Raw genomic sequence first — 18,096 nt, 5'->3', positions numbered from 1 at the left:
TCGCGTAAGGGCCAAGGCGACGACGCCTATGAGACTTTCGAGGCTGCGGGGCCACGGCGCACCACGGGCATCGTCGTAATTGTCGCCCCGGCTGAATCACGAACGACAATCATCCATTTGTGAGCATCGACCTCATGTTCTTCGAGCTCATCCATCTCCACCATGACCGCTTTGGCCTGCAAAAGAGCGTCATTGAGATCGAGGGCCATCACACCTGTTTCGTCGCTAATCATAGTCGCGCCGTCGGTAAGATCGAAGTAGAAACGTTCGGCCAAAACTGCCCCCGTATTCGTTTTGCACCTATCTCAGGGGCACCTACGGCTCGCTTCAAGCGAAGGTTTCAAAGCCGGTATTATGCATCATAGAAAACCCGCCTCGGATTGCTCCGGGCGGGTGAAGTCAGATGATGGGTCCCTGGAAGGGGAGACCTGATTCGTAGCAGATCGACTGCTGGGCGCTTCCCTCATTTGTGGGATTAGGTCGGCGACGATCGTAGTACGACCCACACCGCAGGTCTCCGAAGGCATTCAGCGCATGGCCGAGTATCTGATCGTCTTCGCTGCTGGCATCCTGCTGGGCATTGCGATCCGCAGAGGATCGGGCGGAAGCCCTTAGACTTGTTGGGCACGGGGAGCCCACAGCAGCTAGAGCCCAGCCGGAAAGGCGTCGATGAACCGCCAAAGGAGGGATTTGGATCGTCGTAGGTCGGTGCCAGAATGCACCTCGCGATTGAGAGGGATTCGCGACGGTCTTCGTTTACGGCTTAGCGGTCTATGTGGGCCGTCCGAAGTTTCGGGTGGCGAAGGGATCCTGTGACGTGAGAGCCCTGTACTTTTTGCGGGTTGTTCTGTTGGGAATGGTGATGGCCGCGACACCGGTACAGGCCAACCTGGATCCCTCGCGCGACGTCCTCTGGCTGGCCCTCCAGGGCTGCCTTCTGACGAAGATGACCACAGGTCGCGCCTTTCCTTGCCTTGCAGTCGACCTCGGCGACAAGGACCGCCCCGGAACGGCCGTGCTCCGCGCGCCTGGGCAACCTACCCATACCGTTGTCATGCCGACCGCAGCGGTGGTTGGTCTGGAGGCACCTCCGCTCCAGCAAGCACCCGGAAACGCCTATTGGAAAGCGGCGCTTGCTTCCCGGTCCCACGTGGTCTCAGCACTCAAAAGAGGTCTATCGGTTGAGCAAGTGGGCATAGCGGTGAACGCCGAGAACGGACGGACACAGGATCAACTCCACATCCATTTGGACTGCATCAAGCCGAATGTCCGCGCTGCCCTACAACGCCATTCTCATCACATACGAGAGGCCTGGAAAGGGTTTCCAGTGCGCCTCGAGTGGAGTTACTTCATGGCCCGGCGGATCGATGCGGCGGAGGTAAACAGCTTCAATCCTTTCGCCGCCTTGATGCAACTGCCCGGTCGCGAACCCGATCTGCGTATGACGAGCTTCGCGATCATCCCCGACGCACAAACTGATCGTGGCAAGAATTTTATCATGCTCGCGTACAGGGCTCCCAAAGCCCATGCCGAGATGCTTCTTGACCATAGTTGCGCGGCCATTCAGAAGACAGAATCACAGTAAGCTGAATCACAGAAGCCGATTTGAATGTATCAAATCAGAATGGCGTGCCTCCGATCTTGAACCGGGTCGCCGTTTCGTCGCGCTTGAGCGGCCAGAAGAAACCCGCCACAGCTTTCGCTGAGCGGGTGAAGGTAGAGATGGGTGCCCTCGGGGGGAGGGGCTCCGTTCCGTAGCAGGTCGAGGGACCATCACCTTTCACATTTGAGGGATCAACCAACGCAGCGGATGTCCCGCATGACGCGCGTCAGCCCCTAGATCGCTTCGACCATCTCGCGGTGCTCTTGGTGGCCGTCCTAGGCGAGGCGCTGCCCGTGCTGCCGGCGCCTCATGGATGGTTCGCCGCGGCGTGGTAGGACCTTGGGATGCGTTCCTGGTCCTGCCTCCTCGTCATGCTCCTGGCCACGCCGGCCCTGGCCGACCCGATCGTCGGTCGCGCCTCGGTGATCGACGGCGACACGCTGGAGGTCCGCGGAACGCGGATCCGCCTGCACGGCATCGACGCGCCCGAGAGCGCGCAGCTCTGCAAGGACGCCGACGGCAAGGACTACCGCTGCGGCCAGACGGCGGCTCTCGCCCTGTCCGACCACATCGGCAAGCGTCTTGTAACCTGCGATCCGCGCGACACTGACCGCTATGGCCGGGTCGTCGCGATCTGCCGGGCCGAAGCCGAGGATCTGAACGCCTGGATGGTCCGGCAGGGCCACGCCATCGCCTACCGACGCTATGCCGAGGACTACGCCAACGCCGAGCTCACGGCGAAGGCGCTGCGTCAGGGCATCTGGGCCGGCACGTTTCAGGAGCCGTCCGAGTGGCGCCGAGAGAAACGGGCCGGCGGCGAGCACGCACGGCCCGAGAGCGTCACGCCGCCGAGCAAGGCGAGCGGCTGCAACATCAAGGGCAACATCTCGGCCGGCGGCGAGCGGATCTATCACCTGCCCGGCTCACGCGACTACGAGCGGACCCGCATCAACGACCGAGCGGGAGAGCGCATGTTCTGCTCGGAGGATGAAGCGAAGGCAGCGGGCTGGCGCGCATCCCGAGGCTGAACAGTGGCCCGTTCTCTGCAAATTGTACGCTATCCGACAGGGCTCTGCTGTGCCAAAGGACATGAAGGTTGAGGCGTGACTGTTTGGCCCCAGCCTCGTAGGGCTGAAACACTTCGGCGATCCTTAGGCTCTGCAGGCCGCATGACCATCGTTCCCACTCTGCACTTCAACACCGATGGTCTTGATCCAGCCGATGCCTTTGCAGCATGGCGGGATCTGATGGCGCCGATCATTCGGGTCGAGCAGAGTGAAGGGGCCGCCCCACCGCGTGGCAATCTCTCCTGCACGATGCTCGGCGACATACTCGCCAGCCGGATGGTTTTTACACCGCAGCGAATGATTCGAGACCGCCGCCACGCAGCGGTGACGCCGGATCATCTGACCTTCATGCTCTACGTCTCTGGGGGGCTGACGGGCGAGATTGCAGGCTGCGCGGTGACGCAGCAACGGAACAGGGTGATGGCCGCCGACATGGGCCGGGAGCTCGATGCGCGGGGCGCGCGCTCCAGTGCGATCGGGCTGACGGTGCCGCGTCGGCTCCTGGCAGATATCGATATCGAGCGCATTCCGATGTTCTTCGATCGCGAGCGCAACAGGCTGCTACTCGCACGCCTTTACGCGCTCTATCGGCATCTGCCCTCGACACGAGTTGAGAGAGCTGAGGAGATTGCGGCCGAGCTGACTGGGTTCGTCCGTCGCCTTCTCGATGGCTCCTCGGCGTCGGACGTCTTGCGAGGTCACGAACTCGACGCGAGCGTCGTGGAGATGGCCGAGCGCCTGATCGACCTACACCTGGCCTCGTCGCAGCTCTCCCCAGAGTGGCTTGCAGAACGATTGGGAACGTCACGGACGTCGCTCTATCGCGCGTTTGAGCAAACTGGCGGGGTCATGCACCGCGTCTGGGAGAAGCGGCTGGAGGCGATCCGGACAGCGCTCAAGGATCCGCTTGAGACCCGGTCGATCACGCGTTTGGCGAGCGAACTCGGCTTCAAGACTTTGGCCCACCTCAGCCGTGGGTTCCGAAGCCGATACGGGGTGGCGCCTCGTGAATGGCGCCACACCCATGTCGAGCACGCGGCACTGACGCTTGAGAGTTCCCCGGCCCTGGCGCACGATTGGTACGAGCGTCTCGGCCGGAGCTGAAGCCTCAGTGAAGTCGGCGGGGGCTGAATCATACGACTGTCGTCGCAGCCTCGCCCGCGTTACGCAGCCTTCGCGCGGCCCCGTCCCGACGATTGCTCGTCCGCGCCCCGATCAGCGGTCCGGCCGAGGCCGATCGACTTCGCAAGCTCGGAACGACGCGCAGCGTATTCCGGGGCGACCATCGGATAGTCGGCAGACAAACCGAAGCGAGCTCGGTAGCTCTGCGGATCCAGACCGTGGGTGCTGAGGTGTCGCTTCAGGGTCTTGTAGGTCCTGCCATCAAGGAAGCTGACGATGCCCTCGGGTGTCACCGACTTGCGGATCTGAGCTGCCGAAGGCTTTTCGACCTCGAACTCAGCTGCGGCTTTCGCGGTCCCGTTGTCGAGACCGCTGAGAGCGCCGTAGACGTTCCGGATCAGGTCTGGCAGATCGGAAGGACGAACAGGGTTGTTCGACACATAGGCAGAGACGATATCGCCGGTCAGATCAAGGAAATCAGTCGATTGGAAATCTAAATTCTCAGTCATAATGCTCTTTGATTTCTGCGCCCCCGCAATGGTCATATCGATGATCTAAGACCAGTAATCAAGCGAAGGCATCCACTTTTGCTCGATTACATGTCTGACGTGCACTCAGCGGATAGTTCGCCTCAGCGAAGTTCTCGAATTCTCAACGGCTGAGCGGCCAGAGGGTCGTCGGCTATGGCTGCACCTCCAAGCCACGCCAAAACGGCGTCGAGCGTGCCGAAGGTGTGGTCGACCTTGCTGAACGGATCCGGCCGTCTGGCCAGCGGTGGATCGCCCAGCAGTTCGGCATGCCAGACGGGGGCGTCGCTGCCAGTCGCAACATCGCGAACCACGCCGCCGACGATCTCGCCGTCGAGATAGAGATCGTAGCTACCGGGCGCGAGGCGGTGCAGGCTGTAGGTCATCGACCGCCTGGCACTTCCCTCAACGAGGCTCACGGCGAACAGCCGCCACCTGCGGCCGCTCCTGTTCGTCGTGGGCCTCGTCGAACAACCGAATGGCTGTGGTGGCGCGCGCCCCGAAGGCCGTCTGCAGTTCCCGGCGCTTGGCCGAGTAGGTCGCGGGATTGTAGTCTTCCAGGAGACGGGCCGCGAGTTCCGGGTTCTGAACCACCTCGTCGCGCAGCCGCGATATCGAGCCGGACTGGATCTGCGCCGACTTCCTGCGCAGGTACGTCGCCAGGAGATCAATGCCCGCGATGGTCGGCGAGAGCTGGCCGCGGTGGACGCTGCGCAGACGGCTTGAGATCGAAGCGGCTGACAAGGCGGCGTCATAGCCGGCCCTCATGCCCTGCGCCGTACCCGAGGATCCGGGCCGCCGGGCGCGGGTGGCGCTGTTCGAGCCGGCCAGCGCATCGAACACGTCCGTGATGTCCCGGAGCTGCTCCGGCTTGTCGCGGTACAGCACCTCGGCCACGGCCTTTGTCTGCGGGTCGTTCAGGAAGTCATTGCCCCGCCGGCCGCTGATCTGCTTCGGCTGGTTGACCCCGCCGTCGACCGTGGCCCGGTCCTTCAGCGCCTTCCAGAACGCCGCTCTGGCGTGCTCCGGGTTCGTGCCGGCCGTCGCCAAGAGCCGCTCGGCCGCTTCCGCCGGCTTGGCCGCGCCGAGCACCGTGCGCATCGAGCGAACCGTCCCGGCCTCATCGTAGCGGAGATAGGCGGCCTCCGGCGAACGGCCCGGGGTCGTGAGATCGCGCCGGGTCGCATCGGCCGCGCCGCGCGCTTCCGCTGCCGTGCGGCTGGCCTGGCCGCCGGCGGCGATCTCGTCGCGCAAGCCGGGCAGCTGGTCGAGCAAGGTCGCGTGCCGATCCAGATAGGCGCTGAGCTGGTCCGGCCGGTCGAGCAGGCCGCGATCCCTGATGTTGGCCAGGAACTGATCCCGCAGAGCTGGACGCACGCGCGCATCGCCGCCAGCCTCGCGCATAAGCTGTTGGAGATCGGAGAGGCGGCCTTCCTCGGACTGCGCGAACCGGGGCGCGACGCCGCTGTCGGGCACATCGTAGACGCCCTGGCGCTCGCCGAGCACCTGCGCCACCGCGTTCTGCGGCCGCTCGAACCGATCGGCGAAGTCCCGCCGGGCCGCGCGCGCCGCATCGTACTGACCCCGCAGGCCCTCCGGGACGGCCTGGTCGAGGTACTCGTCGAGCGCGGTCACGTGCTGGTCGATGATGCGGGCTTCGGCCGGGCGGTTGGCCGTGCGTGCGGCGCGCGCATCGTCCGTCAGGGCCGAGCGCAGCCCCGTGACCTCCCGGAGCGGCTGTCGGCTGTTGCCCGGCGCCGGCTCGCGGGTGATGGGGCGGCCCGAGGCGTCGAGAATGCCGGTATCGACCGGCCCGGCGGCCTCGGCCGGCCCGATCAGCCGATCCGGGATGCTGGCTTCGGCCGGGCGGAAACGCTGGCGCTCGGCCACGCTAAGGCCCTCGTCAATCCCGCTGAAGCGCTCGGCCAGCGGCGCCACGTCCACACTCGCGGTCGCCCGATTGATCGGCTCGTAGGCCTGCCGCACGCCGGCGCGGGCCTCGTCGGCCGCGCGCGCCAGGGCGGCACGGATATCCGCGCCGCGCGCTTCACCCGTCATGGTGGCGGTCAGGCGCTGCGCGTGCTCGTCGAGGGTCCGCTGCGCGATCTCGGCCTGAGTCTCGACCGCGGCAACTTGCCGGTCGACGCCGCCCTGCAGATCGGCGCGAAACTGGCCGGACGAGCCGGTCGGCGCCAGCTCGGCCATGCGGTCGCCGATGGCTTGCTGGTTCGCGGCGCGCCTCACCGTGTCGAGGCCGGGGTTGGCGGCCGTATGGCCGAACACGTAGGCGGCCAGCCCGGGGTCGCCGGACCGGTCCGCGATGTCGGAGCGATAGCCCGGGATGGTCGATTCCGCAGCCGCTGGCCGCCGGAGCTGGTCGGCCAGCGGCTGCGCATCGATGGCGCCGCGGTCGATGCCGCTGGCGACCTGCGCTTGCGCATGGCCGGAATTGGCGATGATTTCGTGGGCGACGGCCTCGCGGGCGACGTCGTCGGCGAAGCGCGTCGAACCGCGCGCGGCCGAGGCGAGCGAGCCGACGGCGCCGAGGATCGGCTTGGCCATGGCGAGGGCACTGACGCCGGCGGCCGAACCGGCCAGATCCGAGATCGGGTTCACGTCGTCGCCGGTGACGGCGCGGGCGGCTTCGTTGGCGATGCCGGCCCCGGTCCCGGCCGCACCAGCGCCGAGGGCCTCGCGCGTCAGCATGCCGGACGGGTTCGCGGCCGCGGCCTCCACCGGGCCGTAGGCCAGGGCGGCGAGCGGGTTCTCGCTCGTTGCCAGCGCCCGAGCGCCCTGAACACCGAGGCGGCTACCCGCGACGAGCGCGCCGGCCGCGGGAACGGCCGAGGCGCCGACTTCCTGGCCGACGCGGTTCACGATGCGCTCGGCCGTGCCTTGCGGCTGGTACTCGCGGGCGCCGGCCGCGCGAGGGCCGGCCTGGATGATGTCGGAGGGCAGGAGCGGCTTGTCGCTGATCGGCCCGAAGGACGGCACGACCTCGCGGCCCATAATCTTGTTGACCAGGGCGCCGTTGATGTTGAGGAGCCGCGGCGCCTGGTTCACCGCCTGGACCGGCGCGTCGGCCAGCATGTTCAAGCCGGACACCACGCCTTGTGCGCCGGCCTTCGCCAGGCCGCCGACCGTCGACAGGAAGCCGCCGGCCTCGGCCGGGGCCGCGGGAGGCGTCACACGTGGCGTCGGGCCGCCGAACGTGTCGCGCATGGCCTTCGACATCACATCGTCGGACGTGCCGGCCGGGAACTCGACGATGCTGCCGTCGGGCGCCTCGACTTCGATGATGCCGGGGGCCGGCGGCATCGCTGCGGCCGGCGGTGTCGACAGGATCTCCCTGATCTCGTCGTCAGTGGCATCGCCCGGAACGCTGATGCGACGGCCTTCGAAGTCGATGAGGCGGGCTGGTTTGGACGCCGCTGCGGCCTGCGGCGCGTCGGGGAATTCGGCGAAGGGGTCGACGGGCTTCGCGGGGGCCTGTGGAGCGTCGGGAAGGGCGCTCCATGGATCGGCGGAATGGGCCGGGGCCGGTGCGGATGCCGGCCGGCCCATGATCCGGTCAACGAGGAGCCGGTTCAGCGCCGGATCGAAGGCGGTTCGGGCGTTCGTTTCCATCACGCGGCTCCTTCGTTGCCGAATGCTTGATGGATCCCCGCCAGCAGATCGTTTCGGCGACGGCTGGCCCGCTCCCGGATCTCTTCGACCAGGGTCATGCTGCGCGCATCGTTCCGCAGCAGCGCGGCGTATGCGAGGAGATCGGGGAGAACATGCGGATGCCGCTGCACCCGTGACGCGTCCGTTTCCGCCCAGTAGATGACCAAACCGCGGGCGGCGTTCATGCCAAGCCGGATCTTGCCCCGGTCGTAGCTCGCCGGCAGATGCTCGATCGCGCCGGCCAGCGCGTTCGCCATGACGCCGAGCAATTCGTCCCGGTCATCTCCCGACGGCCGCAAGCCCTTGCGATCAAGCACATGGGACCGGAGGCATCCGAGTGCGTGGTCGAGAGCCCAGGGCAGGTTGTCGCCACCGGCGATCTGCATCAGGTGCTTGCGAAGGTCGAAAACCTTGTAGTCGAGCTCCTCCTCAGCGCGAGAGGGCGGCGCCGGCTCGTCGAAGTCCGGATCGTCCGGGCCTTCCTGGAAGAGGGCGTCTGTCGCGAAGCCTGCCATTGGCGATCGGGCTTTCATCCGAAAATTGATGCCAAACCGTATGGGCGCCATGTGCGCGATAATAGGCGGGATCTATGGGCTGGAATTCGCGCGCATGGCTGCCCTTATGATAGTCGGCGCCACTGGAGAGCCGAGTTTTTCGGCGGCGGCATTTTTCGTTGGCCGTCTGACGCGGTTCTCGGAACGCCGTTGTGACCGGTACCCAAGGGTGGGGTCCGGCTAGCCACCACCGGGTCAGCAAGGCAACGCAGCCCATTGGCCCAGCGTGTCGGCGGGCGCACAATGTCGGCTTGCCACAGGAGATCGACCCGATGTGCCTTCCGGCCGACATGCGCGCCCTTGTCCTTCGCTCCACCCTCGATGCGGTCGCCGAGACGATTCGCCAGGTCGAACTCACGCCCGCGCTGGCCGTGCGCCTCGCTGGGGTGCTGGATGATGCGCGGCTAACTGCAATTGAGCTTGAGGATGCACTACGGCCCATCCCGGCTGCGATTCTGGCTCCGATCCCACCGAGGCCGTCAAAACGCCTCGTGGGTCACAGGGAGCCTGGGTCGAACGTCATCGCGCTCCGAGCCGGATAAATCCGATCATTTTGTAATGCTCTCAAAAGGGCTTTACCCCCCCTGCATCCATATTGTAAAGCTGTTGCCACAAAATTGAGGGTTACAGCCAATGACCACCTACGGCTACAAGCGGGTGTCGACGGACGGTCAGGAAGACGGCACGTCCCTTGATCACCAAGCCATGAAGATCACTGGCCTTGCCATGATGCAGGATCTGGGGAGCGTGACGTTCTTCGAGGATGTGTGCTCCGGCTCCATTTCGCTCGGTGACCGCGAGGGTGGCAAAGCTCTCCTGTCTGGTCTGAAGGCCGGTGACAATGTCATCGTGACCAAGCTGGACCGCGTGTTCCGCAACGCCACCGATGCTCTGTCCCAGGCCGACTGGTTTAAGGCGAACGAGATCAACCTCTACCTGATCGACATGGGAACAGAGCCTGTGACCAACAACGGCATGAGCCGGATGTTCTTCGGGATGCTCGCCCTCATGGCCGAATTCGAGCGCGAACGCATTCGGGAGCGCACCTCGGACGGCAAGGCGGCCAAAAAGGCTAAGGGGGGCCACATCGGCGGGTCCCGCCCTTTCGGCTATGATGTCGTCGGTCAGGGCAAGGAGGCCGTGCTGGTGCCCCGCGTGGGCGAGCACGAATTCATCGCTCAGATCATCGAGCGCAGGAAGACCCATAGCCTCCGTGCAATCTCGGCTTGGCTCGCAGAACAGGGTGTTCGGCTGTCGCACGTGGCCGTCGGACGGGTCATCTCCGGCGCCGAGGGCTGAAACGCGAAAGGGGCGCCGGTCAGGGCGCCCCTCGGGTCTCTATTCCGGCAGGCGCCTATGCCGGGAACAGCACGCGCTTGCATCCGTGGCGCTGCGCCATCTGCATCAGCTCCAGGATCAGCGCGCGAGGGCCGACGACCTCGATAAGGCGCCATGTGCCGCCCCCGTGGTCGGTGGCGACATCACACACGGGATGCGGGAGGCCGGCAGCTTCGCCGAGGGCGTCGGCCTCGGCCGTAAATGCCGGGGCCTGGTCCTGGTGGACGAGCACCTCAATCGAGGAGTTCGGGGACGGCTCCTCCCCGTCCAAGTCAGGGTATCCGGGGACCAGATAGCCCGGGTACAGGCCGCCCGCGGTGAGGGGGTGTGTGAGTAGGTCGAGCGTGTTCGACTGCGCTGCGAGGTGCAGCACGTTGCTGTTGGTGCCCATGATAGATCGTGACTCCGGGAACCGCGTTTCAGGCGGTTGTTGCAGATCCGGGGTTTGAAACACCGGTCACGTCGGCCCTTGCACGCCTTTAGGCTTTCGCCTTGGACATTCGCGTGAAGACCCCGGACCCGCAGGTTCGTTTATGTGACCGCGAGGTGTTTCAGACCCCTTAAAACTACTTACATCACAGTTTATCAGAATGGAACCACAGTCATATGTCTATTTTGTCCATCGACACATTGGACATATGCTTGCGTGACTCTCGGAAGTGGAGGCTATATGCAAGCGCTTTATGAGCCAGATCGTTCTCTTGACGCTTGACGAGGTCGCGTCGCGCCTTCGTTGCACCGTGGCGAAGGTTCAGCGCCTCTGCCTCGATGGTGATTTGACGTTCCTGCCCGGTCGACCGCTGCTGGTGCCGGAGGAAGCTTTGAACGCTTACATCGCGGGCAAGCTCAGACACGGCTGCGAGAGTGCCTCACCAGCTATCCCCGATATCAGATCAGCCGAAGACATAGCTTACGATGAGGTGGAGCTCACGCTCCAAGCTATGGCGAAGCGCAATGGAGGTAAGCTATCCTCGACGCCACAAATCAGAAAAATGATCGAGCCCTTCATGCATCGTCCAGGAATGGTACGAGCTCGAAGGCGCGGCATGATAGCCCGGTATGAATTGGAGAAACAGGAGGCGGCGTCAGCACAGAAAGAGGCCGCAGCTCGGGTGAAAGCGGAAAAGGCGGGGCGCGATCCTAACGCAGAACCGAAACGCCGTAGCAGAAAGACGCGAAAGCCGCGGAGTACGCGCCGTCAGTCGAAAAGGTCCGATCCGCCCTCATCTTGATCAAGGGGCGCCTGGCCCTGCAGCAGGGCGATTAGTGCCTCCGTATCCTGCAGCGTCATCTCGGAAATTGGCTTGTCGCGATCGGGCGCAGGCTTGCCGTCGTAGCCGCCGACGTACAACAGCGCCTTGAGGGCCGAGGCCTTCGCGGTCGCCGGCGCACGCGTGTCGCGACAGATCGCGACGGCGGTTTCGTAGGCGAGGAGCGCCCCTTCCGTCTCCATCCGTTCCCGAAGGTGCCGGCGGACTTGTGCCGGCGTCATCTCATGCGTGTGCTGGCTCATCCGAATATCCCTTCGCTGTATGTCACTGCGATCTGAATCGCCGCCACGGGTTGCTCTCGCTTCAGCCGCGCGACCAACCCTTCCACCTCGGCGATCTTTGCGGCGTTGGCGCCCGGCGCCTCCGGCCGCGCCAAGATCTCGGCGATAGCGTTGTCCTGCGCCGCCCGGTATCGCGCCGCCGACCGTGCGCTGGCCGATCCCGGCTTGTGCGTGCGTCGCCAGCGGTCGTAGCGCTCCCGCTGTTCTGGCGTCATCGCAGCGAGACGCTTCGCCAGCTTCCGTGCCCGCCGGCTCACGTCGGTCAGCTTCCGTTCGAACCGCTCTGTGTCGACCGGTGGGAGTTGGGTGACGTGCCATTGATCCTGTCGAGGGCTTGCGCCGCCATGGAGCCGGCACCGGCCCGAACCGTTCGCCATTGGCGGGTTCTGGCAAGGCTGGCCGTCCGAACGCTTAGTGGCTTCGCACTTCGGCCTCGACCTGTGGAGGGCGTTGAAGCGTAGGCATGCGGCCCGACCCATCGCCCGGAAGCGGGCCGAGCGACGCCAGGCAATTTGGCGAGGCGATGCAGGCGCGTTCGTCCCGAAACCCCGCTTCACGTTGCGGCCCCGTGAGCTATGCGACTTTCGAAGATCCTGCCCGGCCTACGATTACATGGGAGGGCGCGCGATAGCGCCTCCCCTCTCTGTAAGAGTCCCATCGTTCGCATGACCCCCATCGTTGAAATCATTGAGCTTTTTTCCGATGCAAATTGACCTCCGCAGCTCGCATGGCTCGCATCGCCCCCTCCAGCGCAAATTGGTCAACAATTTCAACGATGAGGGTCATGCGAACACGTCCGATTTCGCATCGTTCGCATCATCCGCATTGCCTGAGTAGCGATGCGTTGGCTCGGCTGTTTCGACCGGGCTTAAGGCGACGTGCCACGGCGCTTTGACGCCTACGCCGCTCTGGTAAGCACGCAGCCGGACATTTTGTCCGTCAACTGTGACTGTCATCTCGGCGCCGACGGCCCTGGTGACCAAGCCTATGATGTGAGAGCGATCCTTGGATCGTGAGACGCCAACCTGACAGAGGCGCTCGCACAGGTCGGACAGAATGTCCGTCAGACGCACGTCGGATCGATCATGCATCACGTGAACGACGGCTTGCCCGATTCGGTCGGCTCGGTTGCGCGCCTCTGCCGTTGGATCAGGTTGGCCTACGTGCGGGCGGCTAGACGCAAGGTCGACCAACTCCAGAACCGGAGCGTAGTCGCCCATGAGAACCGGATCATCGCTGAACAGGTCGCTCGCCGTCGGCATGCTCAGGCGCCCATTTCCGACCGGGACGGACATGCGCCTATAGATAAGCGGCGTGGTTGGTTTGCGGCTGTGGCTCACCTTCGCGAAGGTGAGACATACAAAGTCATGGGGTAGGCCGCCGAGCGCCTCAGCCTCTTCCTTACCCACGTGGGTCAGCGTGGTCATGCTCCGGAATTTACCCGCCTGCGCAAAGGCGCCGCGGCCGGCGCCCATGTCGCCCGCCTTTTCACGCGTTGTCTTGGAAGTGTGATGAACAAGCTGAATCGAGATTTGCAGGCGTGCGGCCATACGCGCGAGCTCTTGCGTCAGCGCGTTCATGTCATCGGTGTCATTCTCTGAAAGCCCGCGGGACAGGCTGACCTGGGGATCTAGAATCACCAGTTTGACCCCGTGCTCCTTGATGTACGCTTCGAGTTCGCCGGCACCCGGAGCGCGCTTCACCGGTGAGTTCGCACCGCCGCCTTCGCGATGCACGATCACGATCTCACCGTGATCTAGGCCTGACCAGAGGATGATCGGGTGGCGCAGTTCTTCGACACCGAAACGGTTCATTGATGCAGTGAGCCGGCGCTGCATTTCGGCGTGGCTGTCTTCCGCGTTGTAGACCAGCACGGGGCCGCTGCTGCGGAGCTTCAAGGGCGAGCTGTTACCGGTGCCACAGAGGTGTTTCCCCTCGCCGGTCGCGACGGAGAATGCGACCAGCAAGGCAAAGGTCGATTTGTTGATCGCAGGCTCGCCAACGAGCTGTGCAACGTCGCCGAGCGGCAGCAGCGGCTCGATGAGCCATTGCCGGGTTGGAATCGTCGAAACGTCAGGTTTGCGCGTGATCGGCAGTGCTTTGGGAGGTGGCGCAGCTCCCGCGTTCAAATCCGGTGACGTCGTTGCCGTGGAGGCAAGTGAAGAAGGCGGCGTGATTGCATCAGGGTCGAACCACTTTTCGGAAGCGGTCTGTGGAGCCACTCTACACCGGCCCCAGTCGCGAGCGAGCGTGCGCTCGTCGAGGCCGTCGATGCCGTGAACAGCCGGCCAGCCCGGCGGCCAAGCGTGGATGATGCAGGCGTAATCCTGTGCCTTAAATCCGGCCAGAGACAGGTGCGCCACCAACGAGGCGCGCAGTCCGGATGGAGAAACATCGCCTTCGCCCTTGGCGGTCGGACCGTCCCGGAGAAGTGCATCGAGCTTCCGGTTCGTCGTCCGTGCCGCCTTCAGCCGCTCCGATAGGTCTCCCGGGAGGACGTCAAGGCTTTCACACTGCCCGGCCTCGCCGAGGTCCATTGCCTCCGCCGCCTCCGCGACGGCTCCGCTGAGATCTTCCGCGGGCTTGATGATCGGGGGAACCGCATTCGCAAGTTGGTTCGGCGTATAGGCCACATGCCGCCTATCGATGACGCGAGCTTCGCACTGGGCACGCCCCCACGACAGCTTCTTGACGCTCGGGATATTCTGCGTGAACGGCAGTCGCATGATGCGGTTGATGTCGATGACCGCATCCCCGCCGACCAGACCCGCCATGCCGCGGTTCTGAGCCTCTGCCCACGGCTGCTTGTCAGCGGCCAGCACTTTCTCCTTCAGGCACCAGAAGAATTGGACGCCGCCCCCGCTATCAAGCGTGTACGTGGCAGGGATCTGGGAATTGATGTCCGCAGCGAGAGCCGCAAGGCGCGCCTTTCCGCTTTCGAGCGGCTCGTGCGGTTCGAGATCACGATCCGCACAGATCGCGCGAAGGTTGGCGATGTGTTCTTTGCTCAGCTTTTTGTCCGGAGCTCCAGGGACTGGTTCGTTGACGTGAAAGTAGATGTTCCGCTTGCCGTCGTGCTCTTTTAGCCAGGCATCGATGCCAGCGCGGTCGCCCGGCTTGAACGTCTTACCGGGCCAATCCTGACCGCCGAGGACAAGATTGTGCCAGCCGGTGGGGTCCAAGCTCATTAAAAATTCGACTGCCCGATGCTCTTGCGCTATCGGCGCCAGCACAGCCGACGGAGCGTGCCCGTTCATCAAATTTCCAACGATGTCCCCGAGCTGTTGCGTCGACGGTGTCGACGCGCTTATGCTTCCATTAGCCATTTGAGACCTTTCCGGCCGGCGCCCCTGCCAGGGCGACCGGCCGTTTTTCAAGAGTTTGTGTTGTCGACGATCAGTCTGAGGTAGGCGCCGCGACGGCGCGGTCGGCTGATCTGCACTCCTTCAGGGCCGAGCCGATCGATCAGTGCGGCGATGCTGCTGACGGTGATTTCGGTCGGACTGCGGACAGGAGAGTGAAGGACTGCCAAGCTGCGATCGGTAATGCGGTCGCGGACCCATGAGGTGGATCGGCGGAAGACAGCTGCGGTCTCGCGGACGGAGAGCGAAGTACGCTCGCGCCAGAATTCGAGATCGTTCGAAATTGCGGGCATGCGCGGTCCTGCTGATTTGGCGGAATGGAAGCAGGCAGACTGACGAGGCTTTGCGCGCGATACGAGATGCTCTGAGCAGGCCGCGAATCGCGCGTCTGTCGATCAGGCGACGTTCGGGATCTGCGAGCGCGGGATCGTCGACACGGCCCGATCCATGACGCTCCAGAGATCACGGCTCTCGTGGATTGCCTCAGCCAGCTCACGGCCCCGGATTCCCTTGAACTCGGGGCGCCGGCTGGCATCCAGTCGCACGCGTTCCAGTCCGAGGAAGCTCGTCGAACACAGCAGAATTTCTGCCTGTAAGACGATTTTCGTACGACCGGGCAGGCGTTTGAAGGCGTGCATCACCCGGTCGATGTGATTGCGATCGAGACCGCCTTGAACGCCCGTGGGCAATCCGCCGTTCAGCGCCTCGGCGGCCTTCGTCGAGCCTCCACGGCCGAGCCAGGCGCCGACGATCACCCGGTGATGGGGCGGCAGGGGGCTAAGATCCGATCTCGTTGCCGGCGGGCGCTTGAACGTCTCATCTTTCAGCAAGAAGCCGTGACGTGCGCCGCGGACGTAGTCTGCGACCAGGGCTTCGACTTCCGGTGAAAACGGCGGTGTCAGCTTCGATGCCGGCACACCAGCTGCCGCAAGCTTCGCGACCGCCTCGTCCTCGATCTGCTTGCCGATCAGAACCAGGAGTGGGTTGTGTCGCTTCCAGAAGCTCCGCACCTGGGGCGACATATCTTCGCTGTCTGGCACCGGGGACCACCCGATCGACAGCATCGGCTCTTCGTCGCAGATCTCCGTCGCGGCGACGTGGAACTCGAAAACCGTGCCCGGCACAGGCTTCTTGGCGAAGGAGGAGTAGTGGCGTCGGTTGTTCATGACGCCGCCCCCTATCGCAGGTTCGCACGAGCGACTTCGGCCCGCTTCGATCTCGCAGCGCCACCGCGCTTTCCTGGCCTCCAGGGCTCGGCGTTCTGCACCAACGCGACGACACCCGGCGTCTCGACCACGACGCGGCCTGCAATGCGTTTCAGGGTCAGCTTACCTTCCGCAGCCAACCTGTAGATTGTCGTGGGGGATAGACCGGTAACATCCGTGGTCACGGTCATCCGAAGATGAGGGCGTTGATCCCAGGGGATCGTTTCCGACTTTCGCGGCTGAGAGTTCGAAGGCAGGGGCATCATCTGTCCGTTCTGTCCATAGTGTCGATGGACAGAGACAAACAGGACGGACAGGGAGGGTCACGGGACAGAATTGTGGGGGTTATTTGTCCGTCAAATCAGGCGGTGGAGCGTAGAAAGCACCTAAGCCCTTCGGGACGTGCTCGTCCTGCCACCCATGACGCGACATGCGGCGGTAGGTAGCCCTGTACATCTCCGGTCGCTTCAGGCCGGGGTCTCCCTCCCAATCGTCGCGCTGATCCAACTGTGCCGCGAGATGGAATTCGTCCGGTGCACCCGTATCGAGGCCGGAAGACAGACGTCGTTTCGCCATCACGACAAGCACGAACCGTCGCCAGTTCTCTTGGATATCGACTCTCCTGCCGCGCTTGAGCTGCGGCGCTGCTGAAAGCACGCTGCGCACCAACTTGGCGAGTGGGCCGCCATGCCTGAAATCTCTGATCACCGGGTCAGGGTCTAGCCCTTGCAGAATGGCCCATTCGCGAAGGAGAGCCTCGGCGTCCCGGCTCACGCTGCCACCGCGCCGACCTGAATTGGGTCTTGGGTGTTCATCGAGCCGAGCGACATCACAGCCCGTCGAGCGAGCTCTTCCGTCGCGTCGACGATAAAGGCCGCGTAGTGCTGCTCGATCATCTGGACGCTCGTGTCATGGAGGGCACCGACCAAGCGGACTGGCAGGCCAGCACGGAGGCCTCGGACGATCGAACTATGACGCAGCGAGAGCATTACCGTGTCTGCCGGGACGGCTGCCGCAGAGATCGTCGCCGCCCAGAGCTTGTCGACCTCGTAAGCCTCACGCCACGCTCGTCGGCCATCCCGTTCCCAACGTCCAGGCTGATCCGTCGCCCTGTGCGTCCAGCGGAGAAGCAGCGGCTCGCGCGAGCTTCGATCGCGCAGAATTGGCCCGAGGCGAGACAGCACGTCTGCCCCTACGGGGACAGCGATATGCTCCGTCGGCTTCACAGATCGTCCCTTGCGAGAGGTCGGGACCATGATGCGAAGACGATCGATCTGGACGTCTCCTACCGTCAGCCGAGCGATCTGCGAGAACCGCGCGCCCGTCGCAGCCGAGACCATGACGAGATTGCCGAAGTCACCGGTCGGATCTACGGCGCATGCTGATTCGACGATCCGTCGGACGGCGGCATCCGTGAGGATCTGCTTCCGGGCGTTAGACGGCGTGGGCGTAGCCTTGGTGCCGCTCTTGATCTCACCCACCAACCCAGCCGGTAAGCCTCGGCGGTGCACTTCGGCATCGCTGTTCAGCGCGGCCCGCAGGTCATTCAGCAGCCGATTGATGGTGGAGGGCGCCAAGCGCGTCGGTAACGTTCGGCGCCAGGCTAGAATCACCCCCGCCGTGAGCCGCGACAGATGCGTGCTTGCAAAAGTCTCGTCGGCAAGCACGTACTTCGCCAACCTGCCTTCGGCGTTTCGCCCTGCGCGCTCGGTTCTCGCCTTCCGACCTGCAGCATAGTTGGTCACCGCCGATCGTACAGTCGGAGCCCTAGAGGTTTCTTCGGCGTCTGCGGCCGCTTCGAGACGGGCAAACTGCTGTCTCGCCCACGCCAGCGCTGCTGTTACCGCAGCCGGGTATGTGATCGCGTCTGCAGTGCTGCGAGCATCATCGGCCGGTGCGATCCGCTCCTCAATCCGCTTGCCGTCGATGACGAGCTTCGCGACCCAAGTCCCCCCGCCTTTCTCCGGCTTCCGGTAGCCAAGCGAGACGCCGCCGCGCCCGCCGGACACGCCATGCCAGTACGGGTTTTTGCGGGACGGGAGCTTCGACCGTTTCGCGGCCGTATCAATCGGCAAAGCCTTCGCCATCGGGCGTCCCACA

General features: G+C 64.4%; 18 protein-coding genes. 5 read left to right on the top strand and 13 right to left on the bottom strand.

From position 1 onward, the window contains the following. Positions 1–26: 26 nt before the first annotated feature. Positions 27–275, bottom strand: a complete 249-nt coding sequence (locus AC1MGR_RS22415; protein ID WP_480233004.1) for a DUF6894 family protein — start codon at positions 273–275, stop codon at positions 27–29. A 542-nt stretch (positions 276–817) separates the two neighbouring features. Between AC1MGR_RS22415 and AC1MGR_RS22410 the strand changes: the two genes are divergently transcribed. The 3 genes from AC1MGR_RS22410 (at position 818) to AC1MGR_RS22400 (ending at position 3,774) form a co-directional block, all read left to right on the top strand. Next, positions 818–1,585, top strand: coding sequence for a CDP-diacylglycerol diphosphatase (locus AC1MGR_RS22410; protein WP_480233003.1), 768 nt, complete (start codon positions 818–820; stop codon positions 1,583–1,585). 362 nt (positions 1,586–1,947) lie between these two features. Then, positions 1,948–2,631, top strand: a complete 684-nt coding sequence (locus tag AC1MGR_RS22405; protein ID WP_480233002.1) for a thermonuclease family protein — start codon at positions 1,948–1,950, stop codon at positions 2,629–2,631. A 141-nt stretch (positions 2,632–2,772) separates the two neighbouring features. Beyond that, entirely contained in the window at positions 2,773–3,774 is a 1,002-nt protein-coding gene (locus AC1MGR_RS22400) for a helix-turn-helix domain-containing protein (RefSeq protein WP_480233001.1), read from the top strand. 59 nt (positions 3,775–3,833) lie between these two features. Here AC1MGR_RS22400 and AC1MGR_RS22395 read toward each other — a convergent pair whose 3' ends face one another. The 4 genes from AC1MGR_RS22395 to AC1MGR_RS22380 all read right to left on the bottom strand — a co-directional run bounded on the left by AC1MGR_RS22395 (position 3,834) and on the right by AC1MGR_RS22380 (position 8,500). Further along, positions 3,834–4,301, bottom strand: coding sequence for a Ros/MucR family transcriptional regulator (locus AC1MGR_RS22395; protein WP_480234874.1), 468 nt, complete (start codon positions 4,299–4,301; stop codon positions 3,834–3,836). Positions 4,302–4,423: 122 nt separating this feature from the next. Further along, positions 4,424–4,705 carry a hypothetical protein gene (locus tag AC1MGR_RS22390; protein ID WP_480233000.1) on the bottom strand — a complete coding sequence of 94 codons (282 nt, stop codon included), beginning with the start codon at positions 4,703–4,705 and terminating at the stop codon, positions 4,424–4,426. A 19-nt stretch (positions 4,706–4,724) separates the two neighbouring features. Further along, positions 4,725–7,946, bottom strand: coding sequence for a hypothetical protein (locus tag AC1MGR_RS22385; RefSeq protein ID WP_480232999.1), 3,222 nt, complete (start codon positions 7,944–7,946; stop codon positions 4,725–4,727). Continuing rightward, positions 7,946–8,500: a hypothetical protein gene (locus AC1MGR_RS22380; protein WP_480232998.1), complete on the bottom strand. Its 555-nt coding sequence runs from the start codon at positions 8,498–8,500 to the stop codon at positions 7,946–7,948. Before AC1MGR_RS22380 ends, AC1MGR_RS22385 begins: the two co-directional genes overlap by 1 nt. 672 nt (positions 8,501–9,172) lie before the next feature. Here AC1MGR_RS22380 and AC1MGR_RS22375 point away from each other — a divergent pair. After that, positions 9,173–9,838 carry a recombinase family protein gene (locus tag AC1MGR_RS22375; RefSeq protein WP_480232997.1) on the top strand — a complete coding sequence of 222 codons (666 nt, stop codon included), beginning with the start codon at positions 9,173–9,175 and terminating at the stop codon, positions 9,836–9,838. A 55-nt stretch (positions 9,839–9,893) separates the two neighbouring features. On the opposite strand, the gene AC1MGR_RS22370 is transcribed toward AC1MGR_RS22375, so the two are convergent. Beyond that, positions 9,894–10,268, bottom strand: a complete 375-nt coding sequence (locus tag AC1MGR_RS22370) for a hypothetical protein (RefSeq protein ID WP_480232996.1) — start codon at positions 10,266–10,268, stop codon at positions 9,894–9,896. 292 nt (positions 10,269–10,560) lie between these two features. Between AC1MGR_RS22370 and AC1MGR_RS22365 the strand changes: the two genes are divergently transcribed. Beyond that, positions 10,561–11,109: a helix-turn-helix domain-containing protein gene (locus AC1MGR_RS22365; protein WP_480232995.1), complete on the top strand. Its 549-nt coding sequence runs from the start codon at positions 10,561–10,563 to the stop codon at positions 11,107–11,109. Here AC1MGR_RS22365 and AC1MGR_RS22360 read toward each other — a convergent pair. The 7 genes from AC1MGR_RS22360 to AC1MGR_RS22330 all read right to left on the bottom strand — a co-directional run bounded on the left by AC1MGR_RS22360 (position 11,076) and on the right by AC1MGR_RS22330 (position 18,083). Beyond that, complete coding sequence (locus AC1MGR_RS22360; RefSeq protein ID WP_480232994.1) at positions 11,076–11,390, bottom strand: hypothetical protein; 315 nt, start codon at positions 11,388–11,390, stop codon at positions 11,076–11,078. The genes AC1MGR_RS22365 and AC1MGR_RS22360 overlap by 34 nt on opposite strands. Beyond that, positions 11,387–11,908, bottom strand: coding sequence for an HGGxSTG domain-containing protein (locus AC1MGR_RS22355; RefSeq protein ID WP_480234873.1), 522 nt, complete (start codon positions 11,906–11,908; stop codon positions 11,387–11,389). The genes AC1MGR_RS22360 and AC1MGR_RS22355 overlap by 4 nt, the downstream gene beginning before the upstream one ends. Positions 11,909–12,211: 303 nt before the next feature. Beyond that, positions 12,212–14,686 carry an AAA family ATPase gene (locus AC1MGR_RS22350; RefSeq protein WP_480232993.1) on the bottom strand — a complete coding sequence of 825 codons (2,475 nt, stop codon included), beginning with the start codon at positions 14,684–14,686 and terminating at the stop codon, positions 12,212–12,214. Positions 14,687–14,802: 116 nt separating this feature from the next. Further along, positions 14,803–15,084: a hypothetical protein gene (locus AC1MGR_RS22345; protein WP_480232992.1), complete on the bottom strand. Its 282-nt coding sequence runs from the start codon at positions 15,082–15,084 to the stop codon at positions 14,803–14,805. A gap of 102 nt (positions 15,085–15,186) precedes the next feature. After that, positions 15,187–15,957 (bottom strand): hypothetical protein, encoded by a 771-nt coding sequence (locus AC1MGR_RS22340; protein WP_056485339.1) that lies wholly within the window; start codon positions 15,955–15,957, stop codon positions 15,187–15,189. Positions 15,958–16,341: 384 nt separating this feature from the next. Continuing rightward, a complete protein-coding gene (locus AC1MGR_RS22335; RefSeq protein ID WP_480232991.1) occupies positions 16,342–16,770 on the bottom strand; it encodes a hypothetical protein in 429 nt (142 codons plus the stop codon). After that, complete coding sequence (locus AC1MGR_RS22330; protein WP_480232990.1) at positions 16,767–18,083, bottom strand: tyrosine-type recombinase/integrase; 1,317 nt, start codon at positions 18,081–18,083, stop codon at positions 16,767–16,769. Before AC1MGR_RS22330 ends, AC1MGR_RS22335 begins: the two co-directional genes overlap by 4 nt. Positions 18,084–18,096 lie beyond the last annotated feature (13 nt).

It is taken from the genome of Methylobacterium sp. BI1 (genome assembly GCF_056680125.1).
The sequence above is the reverse complement of the archived record's forward strand: the minus strand, read 5'-3'. Positions and strand labels throughout refer to the sequence as shown.